The organism is Actinomyces sp. ZJ308 (assembly GCF_011752065.1).
Taxonomy (GTDB): Bacteria; Actinomycetota; Actinomycetes; order Actinomycetales; family Actinomycetaceae; genus Actinomyces.
This window is the reverse complement of the sequence record NZ_JAAIJY010000012.1, coordinates 15151-35202: the sequence shown is the minus strand read 5'-3', so window position 1 is coordinate 35202 and position 20052 is coordinate 15151. Positions and strand designations below refer to the sequence as shown.

Annotated in this window: 18 protein-coding genes; 8 read left to right on the top strand and 10 right to left on the bottom strand. The window is 70.7% G+C overall.

Features of this window, described 5'->3' with window-relative positions; genetic code table 11:
• Window positions 1-29 precede the first annotated feature (29 nt).
• The 8 genes from HCR68_RS06735 to HCR68_RS06700 all read right to left on the bottom strand — a co-directional run bounded on the left by HCR68_RS06735 (window position 30) and on the right by HCR68_RS06700 (window position 9043).
• Window positions 30-458, bottom strand: a complete 429-nt coding sequence (locus HCR68_RS06735) for a cytidine deaminase (RefSeq protein ID WP_167147950.1) — start codon at window positions 456-458, stop codon at window positions 30-32.
• Between the two features lie 35 nt (window positions 459-493).
• Window positions 494-1786 (bottom strand): ABC transporter permease, encoded by a 1293-nt coding sequence (locus HCR68_RS06730; RefSeq protein WP_167147948.1) that lies wholly within the window; start codon window positions 1784-1786, stop codon window positions 494-496.
• 3 nt (window positions 1787-1789) lie between these two features.
• The gene (locus HCR68_RS06725; RefSeq protein ID WP_167147946.1) at window positions 1790-3118 is read right to left on the bottom strand and encodes an ABC transporter permease; all 1329 of its coding nucleotides are present in this window, start codon (window positions 3116-3118) and stop codon (window positions 1790-1792) included.
• The gene (locus tag HCR68_RS06720; RefSeq protein ID WP_167147944.1) at window positions 3115-4644 is read right to left on the bottom strand and encodes an ABC transporter ATP-binding protein; all 1530 of its coding nucleotides are present in this window, start codon (window positions 4642-4644) and stop codon (window positions 3115-3117) included. Before HCR68_RS06720 ends, HCR68_RS06725 begins: the two co-directional genes overlap by 4 nt.
• 90 nt (window positions 4645-4734) lie before the next feature.
• Entirely contained in the window at window positions 4735-5835 is a 1101-nt protein-coding gene (locus HCR68_RS06715) for a BMP family ABC transporter substrate-binding protein (RefSeq protein ID WP_167147942.1), read from the bottom strand.
• A gap of 213 nt (window positions 5836-6048) precedes the next feature.
• The gene (locus tag HCR68_RS06710; protein WP_243858977.1) at window positions 6049-7212 is read right to left on the bottom strand and encodes a mannose-1-phosphate guanylyltransferase; all 1164 of its coding nucleotides are present in this window, start codon (window positions 7210-7212) and stop codon (window positions 6049-6051) included.
• Between the two features lie 155 nt (window positions 7213-7367).
• Window positions 7368-8390 (bottom strand): YihY/virulence factor BrkB family protein, encoded by a 1023-nt coding sequence (locus HCR68_RS06705; RefSeq protein WP_167147940.1) that lies wholly within the window; start codon window positions 8388-8390, stop codon window positions 7368-7370.
• On the bottom strand, window positions 8387-9043 hold the full coding sequence (locus HCR68_RS06700) for a 2'-5' RNA ligase family protein (RefSeq protein WP_167147938.1): 657 nt from the start codon (window positions 9041-9043) through the stop codon (window positions 8387-8389). The genes HCR68_RS06705 and HCR68_RS06700 overlap by 4 nt, the downstream gene beginning before the upstream one ends.
• 312 nt (window positions 9044-9355) lie before the next feature.
• On the opposite strand from HCR68_RS06700, the gene HCR68_RS06695 reads away from it, so the two are divergent.
• From HCR68_RS06695 to HCR68_RS06675, 5 genes are all read left to right on the top strand, one after another.
• A complete protein-coding gene (locus HCR68_RS06695; protein WP_167148055.1) occupies window positions 9356-10153 on the top strand; it encodes a DeoR/GlpR family DNA-binding transcription regulator in 798 nt (265 codons plus the stop codon).
• Window positions 10154-10260: 107 nt separating this feature from the next.
• Window positions 10261-11541 (top strand): galactokinase, encoded by a 1281-nt coding sequence (gene galK, locus HCR68_RS06690; protein ID WP_167147936.1) that lies wholly within the window; start codon window positions 10261-10263, stop codon window positions 11539-11541.
• 176 nt (window positions 11542-11717) lie between these two features.
• Window positions 11718-12785: a biotin/lipoyl-binding protein gene (locus tag HCR68_RS06685; RefSeq protein WP_167147934.1), complete on the top strand. Its 1068-nt coding sequence runs from the start codon at window positions 11718-11720 to the stop codon at window positions 12783-12785.
• On the top strand, window positions 12782-13570 hold the full coding sequence (locus tag HCR68_RS06680; RefSeq protein WP_167147932.1) for an ABC transporter ATP-binding protein: 789 nt from the start codon (window positions 12782-12784) through the stop codon (window positions 13568-13570). Before HCR68_RS06685 ends, HCR68_RS06680 begins: the two co-directional genes overlap by 4 nt.
• Entirely contained in the window at window positions 13567-14994 is a 1428-nt protein-coding gene (locus HCR68_RS06675; RefSeq protein WP_167147930.1) for an ABC transporter permease, read from the top strand. Before HCR68_RS06680 ends, HCR68_RS06675 begins: the two co-directional genes overlap by 4 nt.
• 59 nt (window positions 14995-15053) lie before the next feature.
• Here HCR68_RS06675 and HCR68_RS06670 read toward each other — a convergent pair whose 3' ends face one another.
• Window positions 15054-15887: an exodeoxyribonuclease III gene (locus HCR68_RS06670; RefSeq protein WP_167147927.1), complete on the bottom strand. Its 834-nt coding sequence runs from the start codon at window positions 15885-15887 to the stop codon at window positions 15054-15056.
• A gap of 46 nt (window positions 15888-15933) precedes the next feature.
• On the opposite strand from HCR68_RS06670, the gene yccX reads away from it, so the two are divergent.
• Together yccX and HCR68_RS06660 are read left to right on the top strand one after the other, a co-directional pair.
• Window positions 15934-16230 (top strand): acylphosphatase, encoded by a 297-nt coding sequence (yccX, locus tag HCR68_RS06665; protein WP_167147924.1) that lies wholly within the window; start codon window positions 15934-15936, stop codon window positions 16228-16230.
• A 12-nt stretch (window positions 16231-16242) separates the two neighbouring features.
• The gene (locus tag HCR68_RS06660) at window positions 16243-16467 is read left to right on the top strand and encodes a hypothetical protein (RefSeq protein WP_167147921.1); all 225 of its coding nucleotides are present in this window, start codon (window positions 16243-16245) and stop codon (window positions 16465-16467) included.
• Window positions 16468-16578: 111 nt separating this feature from the next.
• Here the strand turns inward: HCR68_RS06660 and HCR68_RS06655 are convergent, their stop codons facing one another.
• A complete protein-coding gene (locus HCR68_RS06655; RefSeq protein ID WP_167147919.1) occupies window positions 16579-17802 on the bottom strand; it encodes a choice-of-anchor L domain-containing protein in 1224 nt (407 codons plus the stop codon).
• Window positions 17803-18139: 337 nt separating this feature from the next.
• Here HCR68_RS06655 and HCR68_RS06650 point away from each other — a divergent pair, with 337 nt between their 5' ends.
• On the top strand, window positions 18140-20017 hold the full coding sequence (locus tag HCR68_RS06650; RefSeq protein ID WP_167147916.1) for a glycoside hydrolase family 68 protein: 1878 nt from the start codon (window positions 18140-18142) through the stop codon (window positions 20015-20017).
• The last annotated feature ends 35 nt before the right edge of the window (window positions 20018-20052 follow it).

Below are 20052 nucleotides of genomic sequence, written 5' to 3'. Positions count from 1 at the left end.
ATGCTCATCGTCTGCGCGTCGGGGGTACGTCAGCCCTGCCGGCCGACGACGCGTTCGACGTCGGCGGCGCTGAAGCGGTCGGGCAGCGCCTCGTCGATGGTCATCATCCCCGAGGGCATGGCCAGCACCATACCGTCGGCGGCGTGCTCGCTCAGGAGCTGGCGGCAGCGCCCGCACGGTGCGCAGGCCCGGCCGTCGGCGTCCACGCAGGCGAAGGCGACGAGGCGCCCGCCGCCGGTGCGGATGAGCTCGGAGACGAGCCCGCACTCGGCGCACAGGGTGACGCCGTAGCCGGCGTTCTCCACATTGCAGCCCGAGACGAGGCGGCCGTCGTCGACCAGGGCGGCGGCCCCGACCTTGAAGCGGGAGTAGGGGGCGTAGGCGTGGGTCATGGCCTCGACGGCAAGCGTGTGCAGCGCCCGCCAGTCGGTGTCGGTCAGGTCTGCGGCGGTCCTCATCACTTGGTCTGCTCTCCGGGTTTCGGCGGGGCCGGTCACGGGTAGGGGACCCCCTCGGCGGCGGGCGCGCGCACCCTGCCCACGAATCCGGCCACCGCCAGGATCGTGACGATGTAGGGGATCATGGAGATGATGTCCGGGGACACCGAGCTGCCGATGACCGGCAGGGTCTGGGCCACGGAGGTGGCGAAGCCGAAGAGCAGCGCCGCCCCCAGGGACCCCAGGGGCCGCCAGGCTCCCAGGATCATGGCGGCCAGGGCGATGTAGCCGTTGCCGGCGGTCATGTCGTTGTCGAAGGACAGGCCCGAGCCGACGGTGAAGAAGGCTCCGCCCAGTCCCGCCAGCGCCCCGGCCAGGGCGAGGTTGGCCACCCGGGTGCGCATGACCTTGATGCCCACCGTGTCGGCGGCCTTGGGGTGCTCCCCGCAGGCCCGCAGCCGCAGCCCCCAGCGGGAGCGGAAGAGCATGTAGGACAGGACCGCCACCACCGCGTACATGAGGTAGACGAGGATCGTCTGCCGGAAGAGGACCGGCCCGATGACCGGGATCCGGGACAGAACCGGCACCGCCAGGGTGGGAAGGCGCAGGGCCCGGTTGAGGCTGGGGCTGGAGGACAGGAAGGTGGAGAACAGGAAACCGGTCAGTCCCGAGACCAGCACGTTGAGGACGACGCCGACGACGATCTGGTTGACCCGGTAGCGCAGGCCGAACAGGGCCAGCAGGAGTGCCACGAGGACCCCGGCCACGGGCGCGGCCACGAGTCCCATCCACGGGTTGGAGCTGGCCGAGGCGACGACGGCGCCCAGGAAGGCCCCGCCCAGGAGCTGGCCCTCGATGGCGATGTTGATGGTGCCCGAGCGCTCCCCGATGATTCCGGCGAGTGACCCGTAGACGAGGGGCACGCTCAGTCCCAGCGCGGAGGACAGGATGGTCACCAGGGGGATGACGCCGCTGCGCCCGGCGCCGACCCAGGCCAGGAAGGCGATGACGAATCCGACGCCGATGACGGCAGTGGCCCAGGTCGGGACCCGGCGGCGGCCTCTGGCCCGCACGAGGGCGAGGGCGGTGGCCGCGGCGACGGCCCCGGCGGCGACGATGATGACCAGCCGTGCGCTGAGCGTGGCGTCCCCGAGCCGGAGGAAGTCGGAGGCGACGGCGAACCTGAAGGTGGTGGTGCCGTGGGCGCCCAGTGCCATGAGCCCCTGGAGGAGGAGCACGACGACGCCGGTGAGCGGGATCTTGAGGCTCATGGGCTCGACGGCCGCGGGCACGGAGTCGGTCGTCGCGGTGGGAGCGCCGGCAGCGGCGGAAGCGGTTGAGACGGTCATGGCTCAGGCCTCCTTCGCGGTGGGAGCGGCCAAGGGTGCGGCCGGGACGGAGGCGGGAGAGGAGTCGGCGCCGCGGCGCGCCTGGGGCTCCGGCAGCCGGAAGACGGCCCGGACCAGGGGCGGTGCGGCGATGAACAGCACGATCGTGGACTGCAGGACCAGGACGATCTTGATGTGGGTGCCCGGGGCTGCCTGCATGGCGGTGCCGCCGGCGCGCAGGGCCCCGAAGAGCAGCCCGGCCAGCACGGTTCCCAGCGGTCGGGAACGTCCCAGCAGCGCCACCGTGATGGCGTCGAAGCCGATGGTCCCGACGACGGACTCGTCCATGCTCTTCTGGGTGCCCAGGACCGGCGCGGTGGCGGCCAGCCCGCACAGGGCGCCGGAGATCATCATGACCAGGCTCGTCACCCAGGGGACGCTCATTCCGGCGGTGCGGGCGGCGTCGGCGTTCAGGCCCGTGGCCCGCAGCTGGAAGCCGAGGCGGGAGCGCTCCATGAGCCACCAGACGGCCACGGCGACCAGCAGGGCCAGGAGGAATCCGGCGTGGAGGCGGAAGGAGCCGCCGGCCAGCGAGGGGTACTGGGCGGTGTCGGCCACGGCCAGCGACTTGCGATTGCCGGTCTCCCCCTCCCCGTTGAAGGCCTTGAGGCTGAGCACCTGGGAGAGCAGGTGGGCGGCGATGGAGTTGAGCATGATCGTCACGATGACCTCATTGGCCCCGGTGCGGGCCTTGAGGACGCCGGCGATGCCGCCCCAGACCAGGCCTCCCAGGGCCGCGCCGACGACGGCCAGCAGCAGGTGGGCCACCGGCGGCAGGTTCCAGGCGATGCCCACGTAGCAGGCCGTGATCGCCCCGAGGATCATCTGGCCCTGGCCGCCGATGTTGAACAGGCCGGCACGGAAGGCCACGGCCATGCCGAGCCCGGCGATGATGAGCGGGGTGGCGTTGGTCAGGGTGTCGGTGATGGGGCGGATCATGCGCACGGTGGTGGTGGCCCGCCAGTCGAGGACCGAGCCGCGCAGCAGCGAGCTGTAGGCCTCGCTCAGGGTGGATCCGGCGGCGTGGAGGAAGTCTGCGGGGCGGTTCAGGAGGTAGCCGGCGGTGTAGCGCACCTCGGGGTCGGCCGCGAGGATGAGGATCGAGGACAGGACGAGGGCGGAGAAGATCGCGAGCAGCCCGACGACGGCCGGCGAGGAGGCCACCTGTCGCAGCAAGGCGGCCTGACCGGTCGACTGACTGTCCGTCTGACCGCTCGGGCTGCGCTCGGAATGCTCCTCGGACTGCTCGGTCGGCGTCGGTGCAGTGCCGGAGCCGGGGGTGGGGGTGCTCATCGTTGCTGCTCCTGAGGGTCGAGGGCCTGCTCGGCGGGGGTGCCGGCCATCATGAGGCCCAGGGTGTCGCGGGCGGTGTCGGCGGGAACGGTGCCGACGATCCTCCCGCGGTACATGACGGCGATCCGGTCGGCCAGGGCGTAGATCTCGTCGAGCTCGGAGGAGATGATGAGGACGGCGGTTCCGGTGTCCCGCTCGGCGACGATGCGCTGGTGGACGAACTCGATGGAGCCGACGTCCAGGCCGCGGGTGGGCTGGGAGGCGACGAGGACCTTGAGGGGGCGGGAGAGCTCGCGGGCGAGGATGGTCTTCTGCTGGTTGCCTCCCGAGAGGGTGGAGATGGCGTCGTCGACGTCGGTGACGCGCACGTCGAACTCCTCGCGCATCCGGTGGGCGGCCTGGCGCACGCGCGTGGGCGACAGCGACGGGCCCCGGCCCAGGGCCGGGTCGTCGTAGCGGTCCAGGACCATGTTCTCGGCCACGGAGAGCTCGGCGACCATGCCGTCGGTGGAGCGGTCCTCGGGGACGAAGCCGAGTCCCGAGCGCAGCCGGCGGCGCACCCCGTGGCGGGTGACGTCCTGGCCGTCGAGGGCGATGGTGCCGGTGGTCGGCGGGCGCAGCCCGAGGATGACCTCGCTCAGCTCGGTCTGCCCGTTGCCCTGGACGCCCGCGATGGCGAGGATCTCGCCGGCGCGTACGTGCAGGTCGACGTCGTCGAGCAGGACGGTGCCGTCCTCGACGAGGCTCACGCCGCTGAGGGTGAGCGCCTCCTTGCCGGTCTCGGCCGGCGGCTTGTCCACGGTGAGGGAGACGTCATGGCCGACCATGAGCCCGGCGAGCTCGGAGGCCGAGGCGGTGGGCTCGGCGGTGCCGACGACGCGGCCGCGGCGGATGACGGTGATGGTGTCGGCGACCTCTCGGATCTCGCGCAGCTTGTGGGTGATGAAGACGATCGAGGTGCCGGAGGCCTTGAGCTCGCGCATGATGGCGATGAGCTCGTCGGTCTCCTGCGGGGTGAGCACGGCGGTGGGCTCGTCGAGGATGAGGACCTCGGCGTCCCTGGCCAGGGCCTTGATGATCTCCACGCGCTGCTGGACGCCCACGGGCAGGTCCTCGATGAGGGCGTCGGGGTCGATGTCGAATCCGAAGCGGCGGGAGATCTCGGTGACCTTGGCGGCCGCCGCGCCGGCGTCGATGACTCCCATCGGCCCGACCGGCTCGTATCCCAGGGCGACGGACTCGGCCACGGTGAAGACGGGCACGAGCATGAAGTGCTGGTGGACCATGCCGATGCCGGCGGCCACGGCGTCGCCCGGCCCGGAGAAGACCACGGGCTCGTCGTCGATGAGGACCTGGCCGGCGTCGGGCCGGTAGAGGCCGTAGAGGACGTTCATGAGCGTGGACTTGCCCGCGCCGTTCTCGCCCAGGAGGGCGTGGATCTGGCCGGGCTCGACGGTCAGGTCGATGTGGTCGTTGGCCACGAGCGGCCCGAAGGCCTTCGTGATCCCGCGCAGCTCAAGCTTCACAACAGGCTCGCTTCCAGGGGGCGTTCCGGGGGACGTTCCAGAGGGCACGGAGGGCGGTGGCCGCTCGGCGCCGGGAACCGACTGGGGTGCTCATGAGGGGTCGTAGGGGGTCGAGACGTCGAGGGTTCCGTCGATGATCTGGGTGCGCAGCTCCTCGATCCGGGCCTTGACCGGCTCGGGCACCCGGGAGTCGAAGTCGTGGAAGGGGGCGGCGGCCACCCCCTGGTTCCTCAGGGTGCCGATGTAGGGCTCGGCGGAGAATCTGCCCTGGGAGGCGTCCTTGACGGTGTCGAACACCGAGTTGCCGATCTCCTTGACCACGGAGGTCATGATGATGCCGCCGTCACTGGTGGAGGTGTAGCCGTCGGAGTCGACCCAGATGACGGCGTTGGCGCCGCCGGCGTCGTTGCTCTGCCTGACGGTGGACAGGGTGCCCTGGCCGACGGGGCCGGCCACGGGCATGATGATGTCGGCGCCCTGGGAGATGAACTGCTCGGTGATGGCCTGGCCCTTGGCGGCGTCGGAGAAGTTGCCGACGAAGGAGCCGCCCTTGCCGGTGGTGGTGTCCCAGCCCTTGACCTGGACGGATGCGCCGGTGTCCTCGTTGTAGCGGGCCACGCCCTTGGCGAAGCCGTCCATGAAGATCTGGACGGTGGGCAGCGGCTTGCCGCCGTAGGTGCCCACCACCCCGGTGCTGGAGGTTCCGGCGGCGGCGTAGCCGGCCAGGTAGGCGGCCTCGGCGGTCTTGAACAGCAGGGGCTTGGCGTTGGGCAGGGTGGCGCTCTGGCCGTCGGCGCCGATGAAGGAGGCGTCGATGAGGGCGAACTGGATGTCGGGGTTGGCCTTGGCCGACTCGGTCAGGTCGGCGGCGATGTTGAAGCCGACGCCGATGACGAGCTTGCAGTTCTGCTGGATGAGCGCGTAGATGTTGGTGGCGTAGTCGGCCGAGTTCTCCGACTGCACGGCGATGGTCTTGACCCCCAGCTCCTTGCCGGCCCGGTCCAGGCCCTTCTTGCCGGACTCGTTGAAGGAGTGGTCGTCGAAGCCGCCCTCGTCGGAGAGCATGCAGGCGGTGAAGTCCTTGGCGCCCTCGAGGTTGCGGGTGGGGCGCTGCGCCGGCGGCGTCCCGCAGGCGGCCAGGACCAGGGCCGTCGCCGCAGCAAGCGTCATCGCGGAGCAGGCCTTCTTCATGGAAACCTCCGTGGTTCTCGCGTGCGGCAGGTGGCACGCCCGGCTTCCAAGGATAGGCGACGGCGCATGATTCTCACACCGTGCGACTCACCAGGTCCGGCTCGCGATCGTCATGGTTTGACCGTGTGGGCCCGGCACCGGGAGATTCTCTTCTTCCGGCGCCGGGCCCCCTGAGCGGTCCCAGCGAACTGGAGGCTCTCAGGGCAGTGCCCGTCAGAGCAGGTCCTCGCGCCCGGCCGCCTTGAGGGCGTCGACGACGCCCTTGACGTCCTGGGCGCGCTCGGGCGTGGTGACCAGGAGGGCGTCGGGGGTGTCGACGACGACGGTGCCCGGTACGCCCAGCAGCACCACCGTGCGTCGGCTCGTGGAGGCGATGAGGGCGCCGTCGGAGTCGATCGCCCGGGCCTGCGAACAGGGAGCGTCGGAGGCCGAGCCGTCAGAGTCTCCCGCACCGCCAGCATCATCTGTGCTGTCGACGCCGTCGAGCACCCCGGCCCCGGCGGCCGGCCCCTCGGTGCGGGGCGCGATGAGCTCGGTCAGGGCGTCGAAGCCGCCGACGTCGTTCCACCCCATGGACGCCGGCACCGTGGCCACTCCCCCGGCGGCGGCCACCGGCTCGGCGATGGCGTGGTCGATGGCGATCCTCTCCAGGGCGGGCCAGCGCTCGGCCAGGACCTCCTCGCGCTCGGGGGTGTCCCAGGCAGCGGCGATGGCCTCGATGCCGGCCGCCAGCTGCGGTCTGAGGTCGGTCAAGTGATCCAGGAGCACGCCCGCGCGGACCACGAACATGCCGGCGTTCCAGCGGTAGTCGCCGGTGGCCAGGTAGGCGGCGGCGGTGGCGGCGTCGGGCTTCTCGGTGAAGCCCACGACCCTGCGCCCGTCGGGGGCGCCGGGCACGTCGGTCGGCTCCCCGGCGTGGATGTAGCCGAAGGCGGTCGAGGGACCGGTGGCCTCGATCCCGATGGTGACCACCCAGCCCCGCTCGGCCAGGAGGGCGGCCTGACGGACGGCGTCGGCGAAGGCGGCCCGGTCGGCCACCGTGTGGTCGGCGGCGAAGGAGCCGACGACGGCGTCGCGGCCGTGACGGCGGGCGATGACGGCGGCGGCCAGGCCGATGGCGGCCATGGAGTCGCGCGGGGAGGGCTCGGCCAGGAGGTTGTCCCGCGGGACCTGCGGGAGCTGGTCGGCCACGGCGGCGAGGTTGGCGACCCCGGTGACGACGGTGGTCGTCGCGGTCAGCGGCGCCAGGCGCTCGACGGTGTCCTGCAGGAGGCTGTGGCCGGCCCCGGTGAGGTCGAGGAGGAACTTGGGGCGGTGGCGCCGGCTGAGCGGCCACAGGCGGGTGCCCGCGCCCCCGGCGGGAATGATGGCGTGGATGGCCGGGGCGGAGCCGCCGGGGGGACCGGCGCCGTCGGATTCCGCGGCGTGAGCGGACTCGGCAGGGATATCAGGAGTGTCAGTCACCGCCACAGGCTATCGCCCCCGCTGGAGCCTGTTCTACATGCCGGGCTCAGGCCCACGCCCACCCGCCCTCAGGGGATCGGCACCGGGGGGACGTAGTCGGGGTGCGCCGTCGGGTCCGCCTCGAGGCTGCCGGTGATGGACTGGCGGGGCCAGGCCAGGGTCTCGGGCACCGAGAGCGTCACGTAGTTGGGGCGCTCGTGGGCGTGAACCTCATCGGGGTGGTCGACGTCGCGGGGCAGCGGCGGGTTGGCCATCCAGGCCGCCATGAGCAGCACGATGCGACTGGTCAGGTGCAGCCACAGGACGAGGACGGCGATGGCGGCGAAGGAGGCCAGCAGCGGGTTGCGCGTCACCGTACCGACCGCACCGGTTCCCACCTGACGCAGCGCCCCCAGCGCGAGGGCCCCGAGCATGCAGCCCAGTGTCAGGTCGCGCCAGGGCGGGCGGATCCCGCAGATGGAGACCAGGAGCGCCAGGATGCCGGCGTCGATGAGGAAGGAGAGCAGGAGCGTGATCAGCCAGGCCCCGGTTCCGGTCAGTGAGTCCGGCAGGCCCAGCGCCCGCCCGACGCTGCCCGACAGCGTCGTCGTCACCACCGAGGCGACGGCGGTCACCAGCACCCCGGCCACGATGACCAGGAACCCGGCGATGTTCGCCAGCTGCCCCATGAGCGGCCGCATCGTGGGGTTGACCAGGCCGAACATGGCGCGCAGCGCGATCTTGAGGGTGCCCATGAGGCTGATGACCGAGTAGATGAACGTTCCCGCCGCCACCACGGAGCCCAGGTTGAGCGCGGAGGTGAGGGTGAGCTGGTCGACGGAGACCAGCCCCTGGCCGTTGCCGGAGTCGATGACGCCGGGCAGCAGGGAATTGATCGAGTCGACGACGGCCGCGCGGAAGACGGGGCGGTTACCGAGCATCGCCATGAGCAGGCTTATGCCGATGACGAGCACCGCGAAGATCGAGAACATGCCGGTGTAGGCGATTCCTCCGGCCATGAGCGCACCGCGCGCCGTGCTGTAACGAGTCAGGGTGCGTCCGACCCTTGTGCGCCGCCCGGCAGCGAGCAGGGCCCTGACACGCTCGATCACACCGATACCACCGGAGTGGTCGGAGCCGCCGGCGCTGCGGGGGCCTCACCCTCGGCGGAGACGCCGGTGGCGCCGGATGCCAGCGAGCCCCCGAAGGCGAAGGCGGCCGCCACCTCCCAGCCCTGACCCTGCCGGGTCGAACGGCCGGACCGACTGAGATGGCGGTAGAGGTGAAGCTTGGTGACGGTGAAGTCCATGGTCAGCTCGGCCCCCTTCCTGGCGGCCGTATCGAGGCCCTCGTCGGCGACCTCGTGGGCCAGGGTCACGTGCGGGTGGAAGGGAAAGCTCAGTGACCGGGCCAGGGGGCCGCGGCGGTCTCGGACCCGCACCTGGAGGCGGTCGCACTCCTCGGCACCACTGCGCAGCCCCAGGTAGACCACCGGGCTGACGGGCCGGAAGGTGCCGACCTCGTCGATGCGCACGTCGAAGGGCTGAGTCCCGGCGGCCACGTTGCGCAGGTGCCGCATGACCTCGTCGAGCGAGTCGACGTCAACGGCCGTGGGCGGCAGCAGCGTGATGTGGGGCGGAACGACCTCGGCCAAAGGGTCCCCTGCGGCCTCCCGCACCGCCCGCACCTGAGCGGCGTAGTGGGAGGGCAGGGCGATGGCCACACCGATGACGCACTGGTGCGCGTCTGGTGCGGGGATCTGCATGGCTCCTGGGCTCCTACGGGACGGTTGGCTGATACGGGATCGCAGGTCAGGACGGACGGATGTCCTGAGGGTTACCTGAACACACTACCGCGCCGCGCCCCCTACGTCCCAGCCGGGAGGCGCCGCACGAGCGGGGATAAGTCTGCCATGACCGACCGAGTGGCTGAAATGTGAACTACCACTAGCCCTCCTGCGCGATTCTGTGCGGGAACGTGCGGACATGGTGTTTTCATCGTCGAGGTCTGGCAGACTGGCCCCATGCAGCCCGGCCCCACAGCCTCCTCCGCCGTCGGATCCTCCCGTCCGGCCCCGATGCTCGCCCGTCAGCGCCAGGAGCACATCCTGGAGCGGGTGGCGGCCACCGGCGGCATCCGTGTGGCCGACGTCGTCGAGGAGCTGGGGATCTCGGAGATGACCGTGCGCCGCGACATCACCGAGCTCGTCGCCCAGGGGCTGGTCGAGCGCGTTCACGGCGGCGCGGTGGCGGCCGGTCCCACCACACTCGAGCCGCGCTTCACCGCCAAGTCCACCCTCAACCTGGACGCCAAGCGCCGCATCGGCCAGGCCGCGGCCGACATGGTGCGCCCCGGGGACTCCCTGGCGCTGTCGGCCGGGACCACCACCCTGGCGATCGCCCAGGCCCTGACCGAGCTGGAGCACTTCCCCACCCTGACCGTCATCACGAACTCGCTGCCCGCCGCGCAGGTGCTCTTCGACGCCGCCGACGCCGCCCGCGCCGAGAACCGCGACGCCCCCACGGTGGTGGTCACCGGAGGCGAGCGCACGCCGTCGAACGCCCTGGTGGGGCCGGTGGCCGTCGACGCGCTGCGCACCATGCGCGTGGAGTGGGTCTTCCTGGGCGCCCACGGCTTCACCCCCGAGGCCGGGCTCATGACCCCCAACCTCCTGGAGGCCTCCGCCAACCAGGCGCTCGTCGCCGCCGGGCGCACGGTGGTGGCCACGCTGGACTCCTCCAAGTGGGGGGTCCTGGGGCTGCGTTCCTTCTGCGCCACCCGGGACATCGGGGTCCTGGTGACCGACGCCGAGCCCGACGCCGAGACCCTCGACGCCCTCCAGCAGACCGGTACCCGGCTGACCATCGCCGCCTGACCCCAGCCGCACCCGCCGATCCACGCCAGGCCACCCAGCACCCGCCAACCGCCCACTGATCGCCCACCGACCGACCACATCAGAACAACCCATCACAGGAGACCACGATGACCAACGATGCTCCCGTCTTCGCCCCCGCCATGAGCCCGAAGGAGGGCGCCGAGGCCGCGACCGCCCTGTTCCGCGAGATCTTCGAGGCCGAGCCCGACGGCGTCTGGTACGCGCCCGGGCGCGTCAACATCATCGGCGAGCACACCGACTACAACGGCGGCCTGGCCCTGCCCATCGCCCTGCCCCACCGGGCGCACCTGGCGCTGCGGCGTCGCGACGACCGCGTCGTGCGCCTGGTCTCCCCCCAGACCCGCGAGGAGGTCGACGTCATGAACCTCGACACGATCGGCCCCAAGGGGACCCCCGGCGAGGTGGCGCACTGGGCGGCCTACATCGCCGGCGTCGCCTGGGCCCTGGAGCGCGACGGGTTCGAGGACCTGCCCGGCTTCGACGCCGCCCTCGTCTCCTGCGTGCCCCTGGGCGGCGGCCTGTCCTCCTCGGCGGCCCTGGAGTGCTCGGCGGCCGTCGCCATCGACGAGGTCGCGGGCCTGGGGCTGGCCGGGACCCCTGAGGAGCCCAACGACGCCGGGCGCGCCCGTCTGGTGACCAACTGCGTGCGCACCGAGAACGAGATGGCCGGGGCCCCCACCGGCGGCATGGACCAGTCGGCCTCCCTGCGCTGCCGTGAGGGCCATGCCCTGGAGCTGGACTGCCGCGACGGCTCGGTGGCCCATGTCCCCTTCGACCTGGCCGCCGAGGACCTGGCCCTGCTGGTCATCGACACCAAGGCCAAGCACTCCCTGGACGACGGCCAGTACGGCGCCAGGCGAGCCGCCTGCGAGCGCGCAGCCGAGATCCTGGGCGTCGAGCTGCTGGCCGACATCGCGATCGAGGACCTGCCGGGTGCCCTGGAGCGCCTGGCCGGGAGCGCGGACCCCGAGGAGGCCGAGGAGCTGGTCAAGCGCACGCGGCACGTGGTCACCGAGATCGACCGCACCCGCAAGCTGGTGGAGCTCCTGCAGGACGGACGCCCTCTGCGCGGCGAGAAGCTCGCCGAAGCCGGTCGGCTCATGGACGCCTCGCACGAGTCCCTGCGCGTGGACTACGAGTGCACCTGCCCCGAGCTGGACGTGGCCGTGGAGGCGGCCCGGGCCGCCGGCGCCCACGGGGCGCGCATGACCGGTGGCGGGTTCGGGGGCTCGGCGATCGCCCTGGTGGACGCCGACGCCGTCCACGCCGTGGCCCTCGCCGTGGCCCGAGCCTACGAGCGCGAGGGCTTCAACCCGCCGGCCTTCCTGGACGCGGTTCCCGCCGCCCCGGCCGGCCGGCTCGCCTGAGCCGCACCGCTGCTCACGCACGTACCTGACGGCACTCAGCCCTCTCCAACCTCGGTTGGAGAGGGCTTTCAGCGATCATCCTCCAGGATGAGGTCGGACGAGCGCCCCTGCCGTAATCTCTGACCGTATTAATCCGGATCCCGGTCTCCCCACCCGGTTCCGATTCCGTTGTCATCATGGAGGACGCCGTGAAGCGCTTCGTCTGGCCCGCCCTCAAGACCCTCATCGCGGTGATCGTCGCCGTCGCCCTGGTGAAGATCGCCTTCTTCCCCTCGCAGAACGACGGCGCGACCGCCGACATCTCCCCCGGCTACGCCGCCGACGTCAAGACCGTTGCCGTCACCACCGGCAATATTTCCAACACGGTCGAGGTCAAGGGTCGTGTCGTCCAGGACGCCGCTGTCGACGTCCAGGCCGACCTGGCCGGCGTGGTGGACTCGGTCGCCGTGGAGAAGGACACCCAGGTCAACGCCGGCGAGCCGCTGCTCTCCATCAAGCACTCCGAGCCCCAGAGCCCGGTGACCAGGACCGACGAGGACGGCAACGTCACCCAGACGCCGGTGGCGGACAAGGTCACCTGGTCCACGATCTACGCGCCCGTCAGCGGCACCGTGACTCCCAAGGTCATCAGGCAGCAGGAGACCGGCGTCGGCGTCGTCGTGGCCACGATCACTCCCTCGACGTACTCGGCCACCGGCACCGTCAGCGCCTCCCAGCAGTACCGCCTCACCAACGCCCCGACCACCGCGACCCTGACGCTCGAGGGCGGCCCGGCCCCCTTCCAGTGCAACAACCTCAAGGTCGGTACCAAGGCGACCACCTCGACGACCACCGGTGGGGACGGCTCGACGACGACCACCTCCGGGGACGGCACCAGCGTGGAGATGCGCTGCTCGGTGCCCGGCGACCAGAAGGTCTTCGCCGGCATGCCCGCCACCATCAGCGTCGACGCGGGCAGCGCCTCCGACACCCTGATGGTGCCGGTCACGGCCGTGGAGGGCAAGGTCGGCTCGGGATTCGTGTGGCTGGTCCCCGAGTCCGGGGACGCCTCCCAGGCGGTCAAGACCGCCGTGACCCTGGGCATCACGGACGGCACGAACATCCAGGTGACCGCCGGGCTCAAGGCGGACCAGAAGATCCTCCAGTTCGTGCCCAACAAGGACACGCGCCGCACCGGGACGCCGGACACCTGCGAGTCGGACAACTCCGCCTGCTACGACGCCAACGGCAAGGAAATCCTGTGAGCGCTCTGCTGGAGCTGAGGGGGATCACCCGTACCTTCACGGTCCCCGACTCCGCCCCTCTAGAGATCCTCACCGGCGTCGACCTGAGCGTCTCCCCCGGCGAGCACGTGGCCATCGTGGGGCGCTCGGGAACGGGTAAGTCCACGCTGCTCAACATCCTGGGTCTCATCGACAAGCCGACGTCGGGCCACTACACGCTGACCGGGACCGACACCTCCCGTCTCGGGGAGAGCCGCCGCGCCCACCTGCGGGGCCGGACCTTCGGCTTCGTCTTCCAGTCCTTCAACCTCATCCCGGGACTGAGCACCACCGAGAACGTGGCCGCCCCGCTCCTGTACGACACGGGCAGGGCCTTCTGGACCCGCAGCGCGCGGGCCGCCGAGCTGCTGGAGGCCGTGGGTCTGGGAGACAAGGTGGGCTCACCCGTCGGGCGGCTGTCGGGCGGTGAGCAGCAGCGGGTGGCCATCGCGCGGGCCCTGTCCCGCCGTCCCAGCGTCATCCTGGCCGACGAGCCCACCGGCGCCCTCGACGTCGACACCGGCAACTCGGTCATGACGCTCCTGGAGCGCCAGTGCGCCGAGAACGGCGCCGCCCTCATCATCATCACCCACGACCTGGCCGTGGCCGGCCGCGCCCACACGCAGTACCGGCTCGATCACGGCACCCTCACGCCGATCTCGGTCACTCGCCGACAGGTCGGCAGCCTGGAGGAGTTCGGCGAGGTGGTCGCTCCTCCGGCCTCTCCCTCCCCGACCGCCCCGACAAGCCACGAAGGAACCTCATGAACGGCATTCTCACCGGACTCTTCGGCGCCATCGTCGAGGCCTGGGCCCAGTTGCGCATCGGCAAGCTGCGGGTCCTGCTGTCCCTGGTGGGCGTGGCGGCGGCGGTGGCCGCCATGACCTTCGTCATCGCCCTGGGGCAGGTCTCGGTCAGCGCCATCAACAAGGTGGGTGAGAAGTACACCGGTCGGCAGGGCACGGTGACGATCAACGTCAACCCCACCGGCAAGGGGCTGAGCCAGGCGGTCCAGGCCGACGACGCCCCCGAGGCGAGCGCGGACGCGAGCGCCGGCAGCGGTGCAGGCGGCAGTGGGGGCTCGGCGGGGGCGGGCTCCCCTGGAGGCTCGGCGGGCGGCGTCGGAGGCTCAGGCGGCCAGGGAGCGAGCTCCACGACCAGCGCCGCCACCTCCGCGAGGATCTCGGGGGCGATGAGCAGCTTCGTCGAGCGCTACGACGTCGCCTCCTGGGCGACGACCTACACCTCCAACGTCCGCTTCTCCTTCCCCGACGGGTCCCGGTCGGTCTCCACCCAGACCGTGAGCCTGAGCTACGGGCTCCTGCACCACAAGACCGTGGCCCAGGGCCGCTGGTTCACCGCGCAGGACGAGGACGACCTCTCCCCCAGCCTGGTGGTCAGCCAGGGCTTCCTCGACCAGATGGGGATCAAGCAGTTCACGGGGCCGGTCACCATCACCTCCTTCTCCCCCGTGCAGACCTCCTTCACGATCGTCGGCGTGCTGGAGCCGGAGAACCTCTCCCTCATCGGCTGCTCGGGCGACCCCGAGCAGGACAAGGGCCTGCCGTGCACCCAACCCGTCAACGCCTTCGCCCTCAACACTCCCTATGAGAGCTGGCTGCCCAAGGACGCCGATCGCCCCTCCCCCACGCTGGAGGTCTGGGCCGGCAAGAGCGGCGCCAAGGAGGTGGCGAGCCTGGCCAAGAAGGACCTGGACGCCCGCTTCGGCCAGGGCTCGACCCAGACCTCGGACAACCTTCAGGGCAGCGGCCTGAACTCCAGCGCGGACACCTTCACCAAGGCGGTCACGGCCGCCGGCGTGTTCGTCATGCTTCTGGGTGCCCTGAGCCTGGTCAACATCTCGCTGGTGACGGTGCGCCAGCGCATCCACGAGATCGGGGTGCGACGATCCTTCGGGGCCACGAGCCGGCGCATCTTCTTCTCCATCATGCTGGAGTCGGTGGTGGCCACGGTGGTCGCAGGCGTCGTCGGTATCGGGATCGCGATCGTGGGGATGCGGATCATGCCGCTGGGCGCCTTCCTGGGCATCCCGGTGACCACGACCCCGCCCTTCCCCATGATGGCGGCGATTATCGGCCTTGTCGCCGCCACGGCCGTGGGCGCCCTGGCCGGCATCATCCCGGCGATCGTGGCCACCCGCATCCGGCCGATCGACGCGATCCGCTACTGAGCCACCGGCGGGGCCGGGAGTCCGAGTGCTCCCGGCCCCGCCGTGCGTCCTCAGGCGTATCAGCTGTACTCGATGACGAGCGGGGCGTGGTCGGACCAGCGCGAGGCGTAGTCGGGGGCCCGGTCCACGGCCATGCTGCGGGCCCGCTCGGCCAGGGCGGGGGTGAGGACCTGGTAGTCGATCCTCCAGCCGGCGTTGTTGTCGAAGGCCTTGCCGCGCTGGGACCACCACGTGTAGGGCCCCTGCTCCTCGGGCCCCACGAGGTGGCGCGAGGCGTCCACCCAGCCGGTGGAGAACCAGCCCTCCAGGTGGGCGATCTCCTCGTCCATGACACCGGCGATCTTGTTGTGGTTGGGCTTCCAGTTTTTGATGTCGCGCTCGGAGCGCACCACGTTGAGGTCCCCGGCCATGAGGACCTGGGGCCCGCCGTCGCGGCTGGCGGCCAGGAGGTCGGCCATGCGGGTGTCGACGAGCTCGAGGTGGGCGTACTTCTGGTCCATCTTCTCGGTGCCGAGCTGGCCGGAGTGGAGGTAGGCGGAGATGACGGTCAGCCGCTCGACGCCGTCGAGCCCGGCCAGCGTCAGGTCGGCCTCGAGCCAACGGCCGGAGTCGACGTCGGGCTCCTCGGTCCCGGGGGCCGCCACGCCGTAGCGCAGCTCGCCGAGGGCGGCGGGGCCGCCGTCGCGCACCGCGATGCCCACGCCGGCGCGTCCCTTGATACGGCAGGGCCAGATGGCGGCCTCGTAGCCGGGCAGGAGGTCGGCTGCGATCTGCTCGTCGGCGCGGACCTCCTGGAGCAGGAGGATGTCGGGGGCGGAGGCGGTGAGCCACTCCCCCATGCCTTTGCGGGCTGCGGCACGGATGCCGTTGACGTTGACGGTGGCGATACGCATGGCGGCAAGACTACGCGGTCGGCCCCGAGCCTGAGACGATGGGGTCATGAGCGACGCCGGAACGAAGGTGAGAACCGTTCACGTCCTGGTCCACGGCACCGTCCAGGGGGTGGGCTTCCGCTACCACTGCGCCTACACCGCCCAGGAGCTCGGCGTGGTGGGCCAGGTCCGCAACCTGCCCGACGGCGACGTCGAGGTCCTGGCCCAGGGTGAGCCGGGTGCGGTGAACCGGCTGATATCGTGGCTGAAACAGGGACCACGGTGGGCCTCGGTGCGCTCAGTGACGGTCACCGACCTGCGCGCCGGCTGCCTGGAGAACCGTCGGTTCGAGATCAGCGGTTGAGAGGAGCAAGCGATGAACGACGATCACGCCTCGAAGCCCCGCGACGGACGCCACGCCGCGCGGTGGGCGGCCGTCGCTGTCCTCGCAGCCTTCCTCCCCGTCCTGGCCCAGACATGGCCCTTCGACCGTTTCAGCACCGTCCTGTGGCTGGTCTCCATGCCGCTGTGCGTCCTGGGCTTCGCCATGCTGGCCAAGGAGCTGGCCGCGCGCTGGTCCTCCAGGGCGAACCAGGACTGAGCCATCGCCGGCAGCTGACGCTGACGGGGCGGGTGAAGAGAACTTCACCCGCCCCGTCAGGCGTGTACGGGCGCGATGGGACGCGGCCCGGATTTGTCAGTGCCGGGACCTTCAGTCGGCCTCGGAGCCGGCCAGGCGACGACGCCGCAGCATGAGCGCGACCCCGCCTCCGGCCAGGAGCAGCAGGGCGATGACCCCCAGGAAGAGTGCCTGGGTTCCGGTCAGCGGCAGGCCGGCCACGGCACTCTTGGTTCCCGCGGTGGGTGAGGCGGCGCTGTAGTCGGTGACGCCGGGCTTGCCCTGGCCGGGAGGAGTCGAGCCGTTGCTGTTGGCACCGTTCGAGCTGTTCGAGCCATTGGACCCGTTGGAGCCGTTCGATCCGTTGTCGGCTCCGGGGATGTCGCAGGTACCGGCCTTGGCGGTGCAGGGGTCGGTGATCTGCTTGTCGGTGAAGCCCAGCCCCTGGGTGCGCAGCAGGACGGTGGAGTCGAGCTGGCCGTCCTGGGCGTCGGCGATGGCCACGCGCACGTGCACCGTCTGCCCCGGGGTGACCGCGGCCTGGCAGGGAAGCGCCGAGGTGTAGCCGTTGAACTCCACCGGGATCTGGCCGGGAGTGTGTCCTGAGACGTTGGCGGTGTAGTAGTCGGCGTTCGAGGACTCGTTGATCGTGGCGGCGCTCACCGCGGTCTGGGTGCCGGGCACGTAGGCGCACTCGGTGCCGTTGACCTGGATGCTCAGCGGGTCCTTGTAGCCGCGGGACTGCCAGGAGGCCGGGGTGCCCTCGGTGGCGCCGGCGTACTCCTCGGAGCCCAGGCTGTAGTAGAGGACGACGTTGGAGCTGGTGGCGGTCACGTCGAACTCGAGGACGGCCTCGTCGTAGACGTCGGTGCCGGCCACCTGCGCCAGACTCGCCGGATCCTCGATGGCGCCGAAGTCACCGGTGGTGTCGAGGGCATCGTTGGGGCCCAGGACCGCGGAACGGGTGAAGTCGACGTCGGAGTCGGCGGTGGGGTCGGGGTCGATGAGGGAGCCGGTGGACAGGGCGACGCCCTCGGTGATGGCGTTGCCGTCCCCCGGCAGGCCCTTGACGGTGCCCACCTGGACGTCCTTGCCGGAGACGGTCGCGTTGGTCACGGTCGCGTTCGGGCCGGCGACCGCCTGAGCCAGGGACTGGGGGCTCACCGTGGAGGCGTCACGCAGGGAGGTGGTGGACTGCCCCGCGGTGTTCGACGTCGGAGCGGCCGCCGCCGTGCCGGCGGCACCCAGGGCGAGCGCAGCCAGAAAAGCGGTTGTTGGTGCGGTTAACCGTCGTAGACGGATGGGAAAGATACTCACAGGATCTCCGTTAGATACGGGGCCGCCCGGCATCGGGCGACCACCTGAACCGACAGGCTCGGGAGACCAGGCAGCTCACGGAGAACGTATTCAAGACTAACCGGCCAGTAAGAGACAGTCATGTGGGGTATGTCACCGATACCGCCTGAAACCTCAATAAACCCTGGAAGCGCAGGGTATGCGTCTTTCGTAGGAGGACCACGGAATTGACTGGACGGCCCAAAGGCCTGTCCCCCGATCTTGGAGTTCCCTTAAAGTAGAGACTGGGAGATCAAGAATATCGGCTCACGGCGTACCGACACCCTTATATCCCTCATGAGTAAGGACAGTACGGACAATGACCGTGACACACACTTCGTTCCGCGCCCGTCGCAGACGACTGGCCGCGGCGCTGGCGTTCGGGCTCCTGATGGCCGGGACCGGAACCACCGCGCTGGCGGACGAGACTCCGTCCCCCGAGGCCAGTGCCTCCGCCGAGGCCTCTCCCGAGGCGGGCGCCGACCAGAACGCCGCCGATCAGGGCCAGGCCGGACAGGCCGACCAGGGGCAGGCGGCTCAGGCCGGGCAGGCCGACCAGAACGCCGTCGCTCAGGACGCGAACGGCTTCAAGGCCGACAACCCCGGCTGGGCCAACGCCACCAAGCACACCGGCGCGGCCCACGGGGTCGAGGAGGACTACACCGCCAAGTGGACCCGCGCCGACGCGATGCAGATCCAGCGGGTCTCCGACCCCAACGCGGCCTCGGGCGCCAACTCGATGCCCGAGCAGACCACGATGCCGGAGATCTCCAACGGCTTCCCGGCCACGAGTGACGACGTGTGGGTGTGGGACACCTGGACGCTGACCGATGACGCCGCCCACCAGATCTCCTACAACGGCTGGGAGATCGCCTTCTCCCTGGTGGCCGACCGGCACGCCGGCTACACCTTCGACGACCGTCACACTCACGCGCGCCTGGGCTTCTTCTACCGCAAGGCGGGCACGCAGACCTCGTCGGCCGACGGCGCCAACAGCTCCAACGGCGGCTGGATCTACGGCGGTCACGTCTTCCCCGACGGCGCCTCCGGCTCGATCTTCGAGGACCAGAGCTTCACGGCCCAGACCGAGTGGTCCGGATCGGCCCGCCTCATGGAGGGCAACAAGATCCGCATGTTCTACACCTCGGTGGCCTTCTACAACACCACCACCGGCGGCAGCGGTGACGGCGGCGGCCAGGCCGACAACAACAACGGCACCTCCAAGCCCTACGACCCGCGGATCGTGCAGTCCGAGGGACGCATCTACGCCGACGAGAACGGTGTGTGGCTCACCGGTTTCCGCACCCAGCACCAGCTGCTCGTGCCGGACGGCAAGTACTACCAGACCCGCGAGCAGAACCCGGGCGTGAACTTCCGCGACCCCTTCACCTTCCGCGACCAGAACAACCCCTCCGACCCCACCGAGTACATGGTCTTCGAGGGCAACTCGGCCTACGTGCGTGAGCAGCAGTACGTCGACGCCGCGGCCAAGGCCGGCCAGAACACCACCCTGGCCACCTGCACCGAGGAGGACCTGGGCTATGAGAAGGGCGATCCCAAGGCCGAGACGGTCGAGTCGGTCAACCAGCGCGGCGCCTACTATCAGCTGGCCAACGTGGGGCTGGCCCGGGCCAAGAACAAGGCGATGACCGAGTGGGAGTACCTGCCGCCGCTGCTGAGCGGCAACTGCGTCAATGACCAGACCGAGCGGCCTCAGATCTACTTCCAGGACGGCAAGTACTACCTGTTCACGATCTCGCACCGGGAGACCTACGCCGACGGCCTCCAGGGCCCCGAGGGCGTCTACGGGTTCGTGGGCGACGGGCTGCGATCGGACTACAAGCCGCTCAACCAGGGCACCGGCATCGCGCTGGGCAACCCGATCAACCTCAACTTCAACCCGGGCAAGCCCTACTCGCCGGACTTCAACCAGAGTCCGTACACCTTCCAGTCGTACTCGCACTACGTGATGCCGGGCGGCCTGGTGACGTCCTTCATCGACTCCATCGGCGGCAACCATGACGGCAACCCGGTGCGCGGAGGGTCGCTGGCCCCGACGGTGAAGATCAACATCTCCGGGGACACCACCTCGGTGGACCGCACCTACGGCACAGGCGGCCTGGGAGGGTTCGGGGACGTCCCCTCGGACCGGGCCCGTACCAACGGCGGTGACACCCGCCCGCAGCGCCTGAGGTAGGCCAGGCGGGCCGAGCAGCGCACTGCTCAGAGCGG

Excerpts from the sequence above, each read along its gene's own strand:
- HCR68_RS06735 (WP_167147950.1), bottom strand. The coding sequence starts at position 458 with ATGAGGACCGCCGCAGACCTGACCGACACCGACTGGCGGGCGCTGCAC.
- HCR68_RS06730 (WP_167147948.1), bottom strand. The coding sequence starts at position 1,786 with ATGACCGTCTCAACCGCTTCCGCCGCTGCCGGCGCTCCCACCGCGACG.
- HCR68_RS06725 (WP_167147946.1), bottom strand. The coding sequence starts at position 3,118 with ATGAGCACCCCCACCCCCGGCTCCGGCACTGCACCGACGCCGACCGAG.
- HCR68_RS06715 (WP_167147942.1), bottom strand. The coding sequence starts at position 5,835 with ATGAAGAAGGCCTGCTCCGCGATGACGCTTGCTGCGGCGACGGCCCTG.
- HCR68_RS06700 (WP_167147938.1), bottom strand. The coding sequence starts at position 9,043 with ATGCAGATCCCCGCACCAGACGCGCACCAGTGCGTCATCGGTGTGGCC.
- HCR68_RS06695 (WP_167148055.1), top strand. The coding sequence starts at position 9,356 with ATGCTCGCCCGTCAGCGCCAGGAGCACATCCTGGAGCGGGTGGCGGCC.
- galK (WP_167147936.1), top strand. The coding sequence starts at position 10,261 with ATGACCAACGATGCTCCCGTCTTCGCCCCCGCCATGAGCCCGAAGGAG.
- HCR68_RS06685 (WP_167147934.1), top strand. The coding sequence starts at position 11,718 with ATGGAGGACGCCGTGAAGCGCTTCGTCTGGCCCGCCCTCAAGACCCTC.
- HCR68_RS06675 (WP_167147930.1), top strand. The coding sequence starts at position 13,567 with ATGAACGGCATTCTCACCGGACTCTTCGGCGCCATCGTCGAGGCCTGG.
- HCR68_RS06670 (WP_167147927.1), bottom strand. The coding sequence starts at position 15,887 with ATGCGTATCGCCACCGTCAACGTCAACGGCATCCGTGCCGCAGCCCGC.
- yccX (WP_167147924.1), top strand. The coding sequence starts at position 15,934 with ATGAGCGACGCCGGAACGAAGGTGAGAACCGTTCACGTCCTGGTCCAC.
- HCR68_RS06660 (WP_167147921.1), top strand. The coding sequence starts at position 16,243 with ATGAACGACGATCACGCCTCGAAGCCCCGCGACGGACGCCACGCCGCG.
- HCR68_RS06650 (WP_167147916.1), top strand. The coding sequence starts at position 18,140 with ATGACCGTGACACACACTTCGTTCCGCGCCCGTCGCAGACGACTGGCC.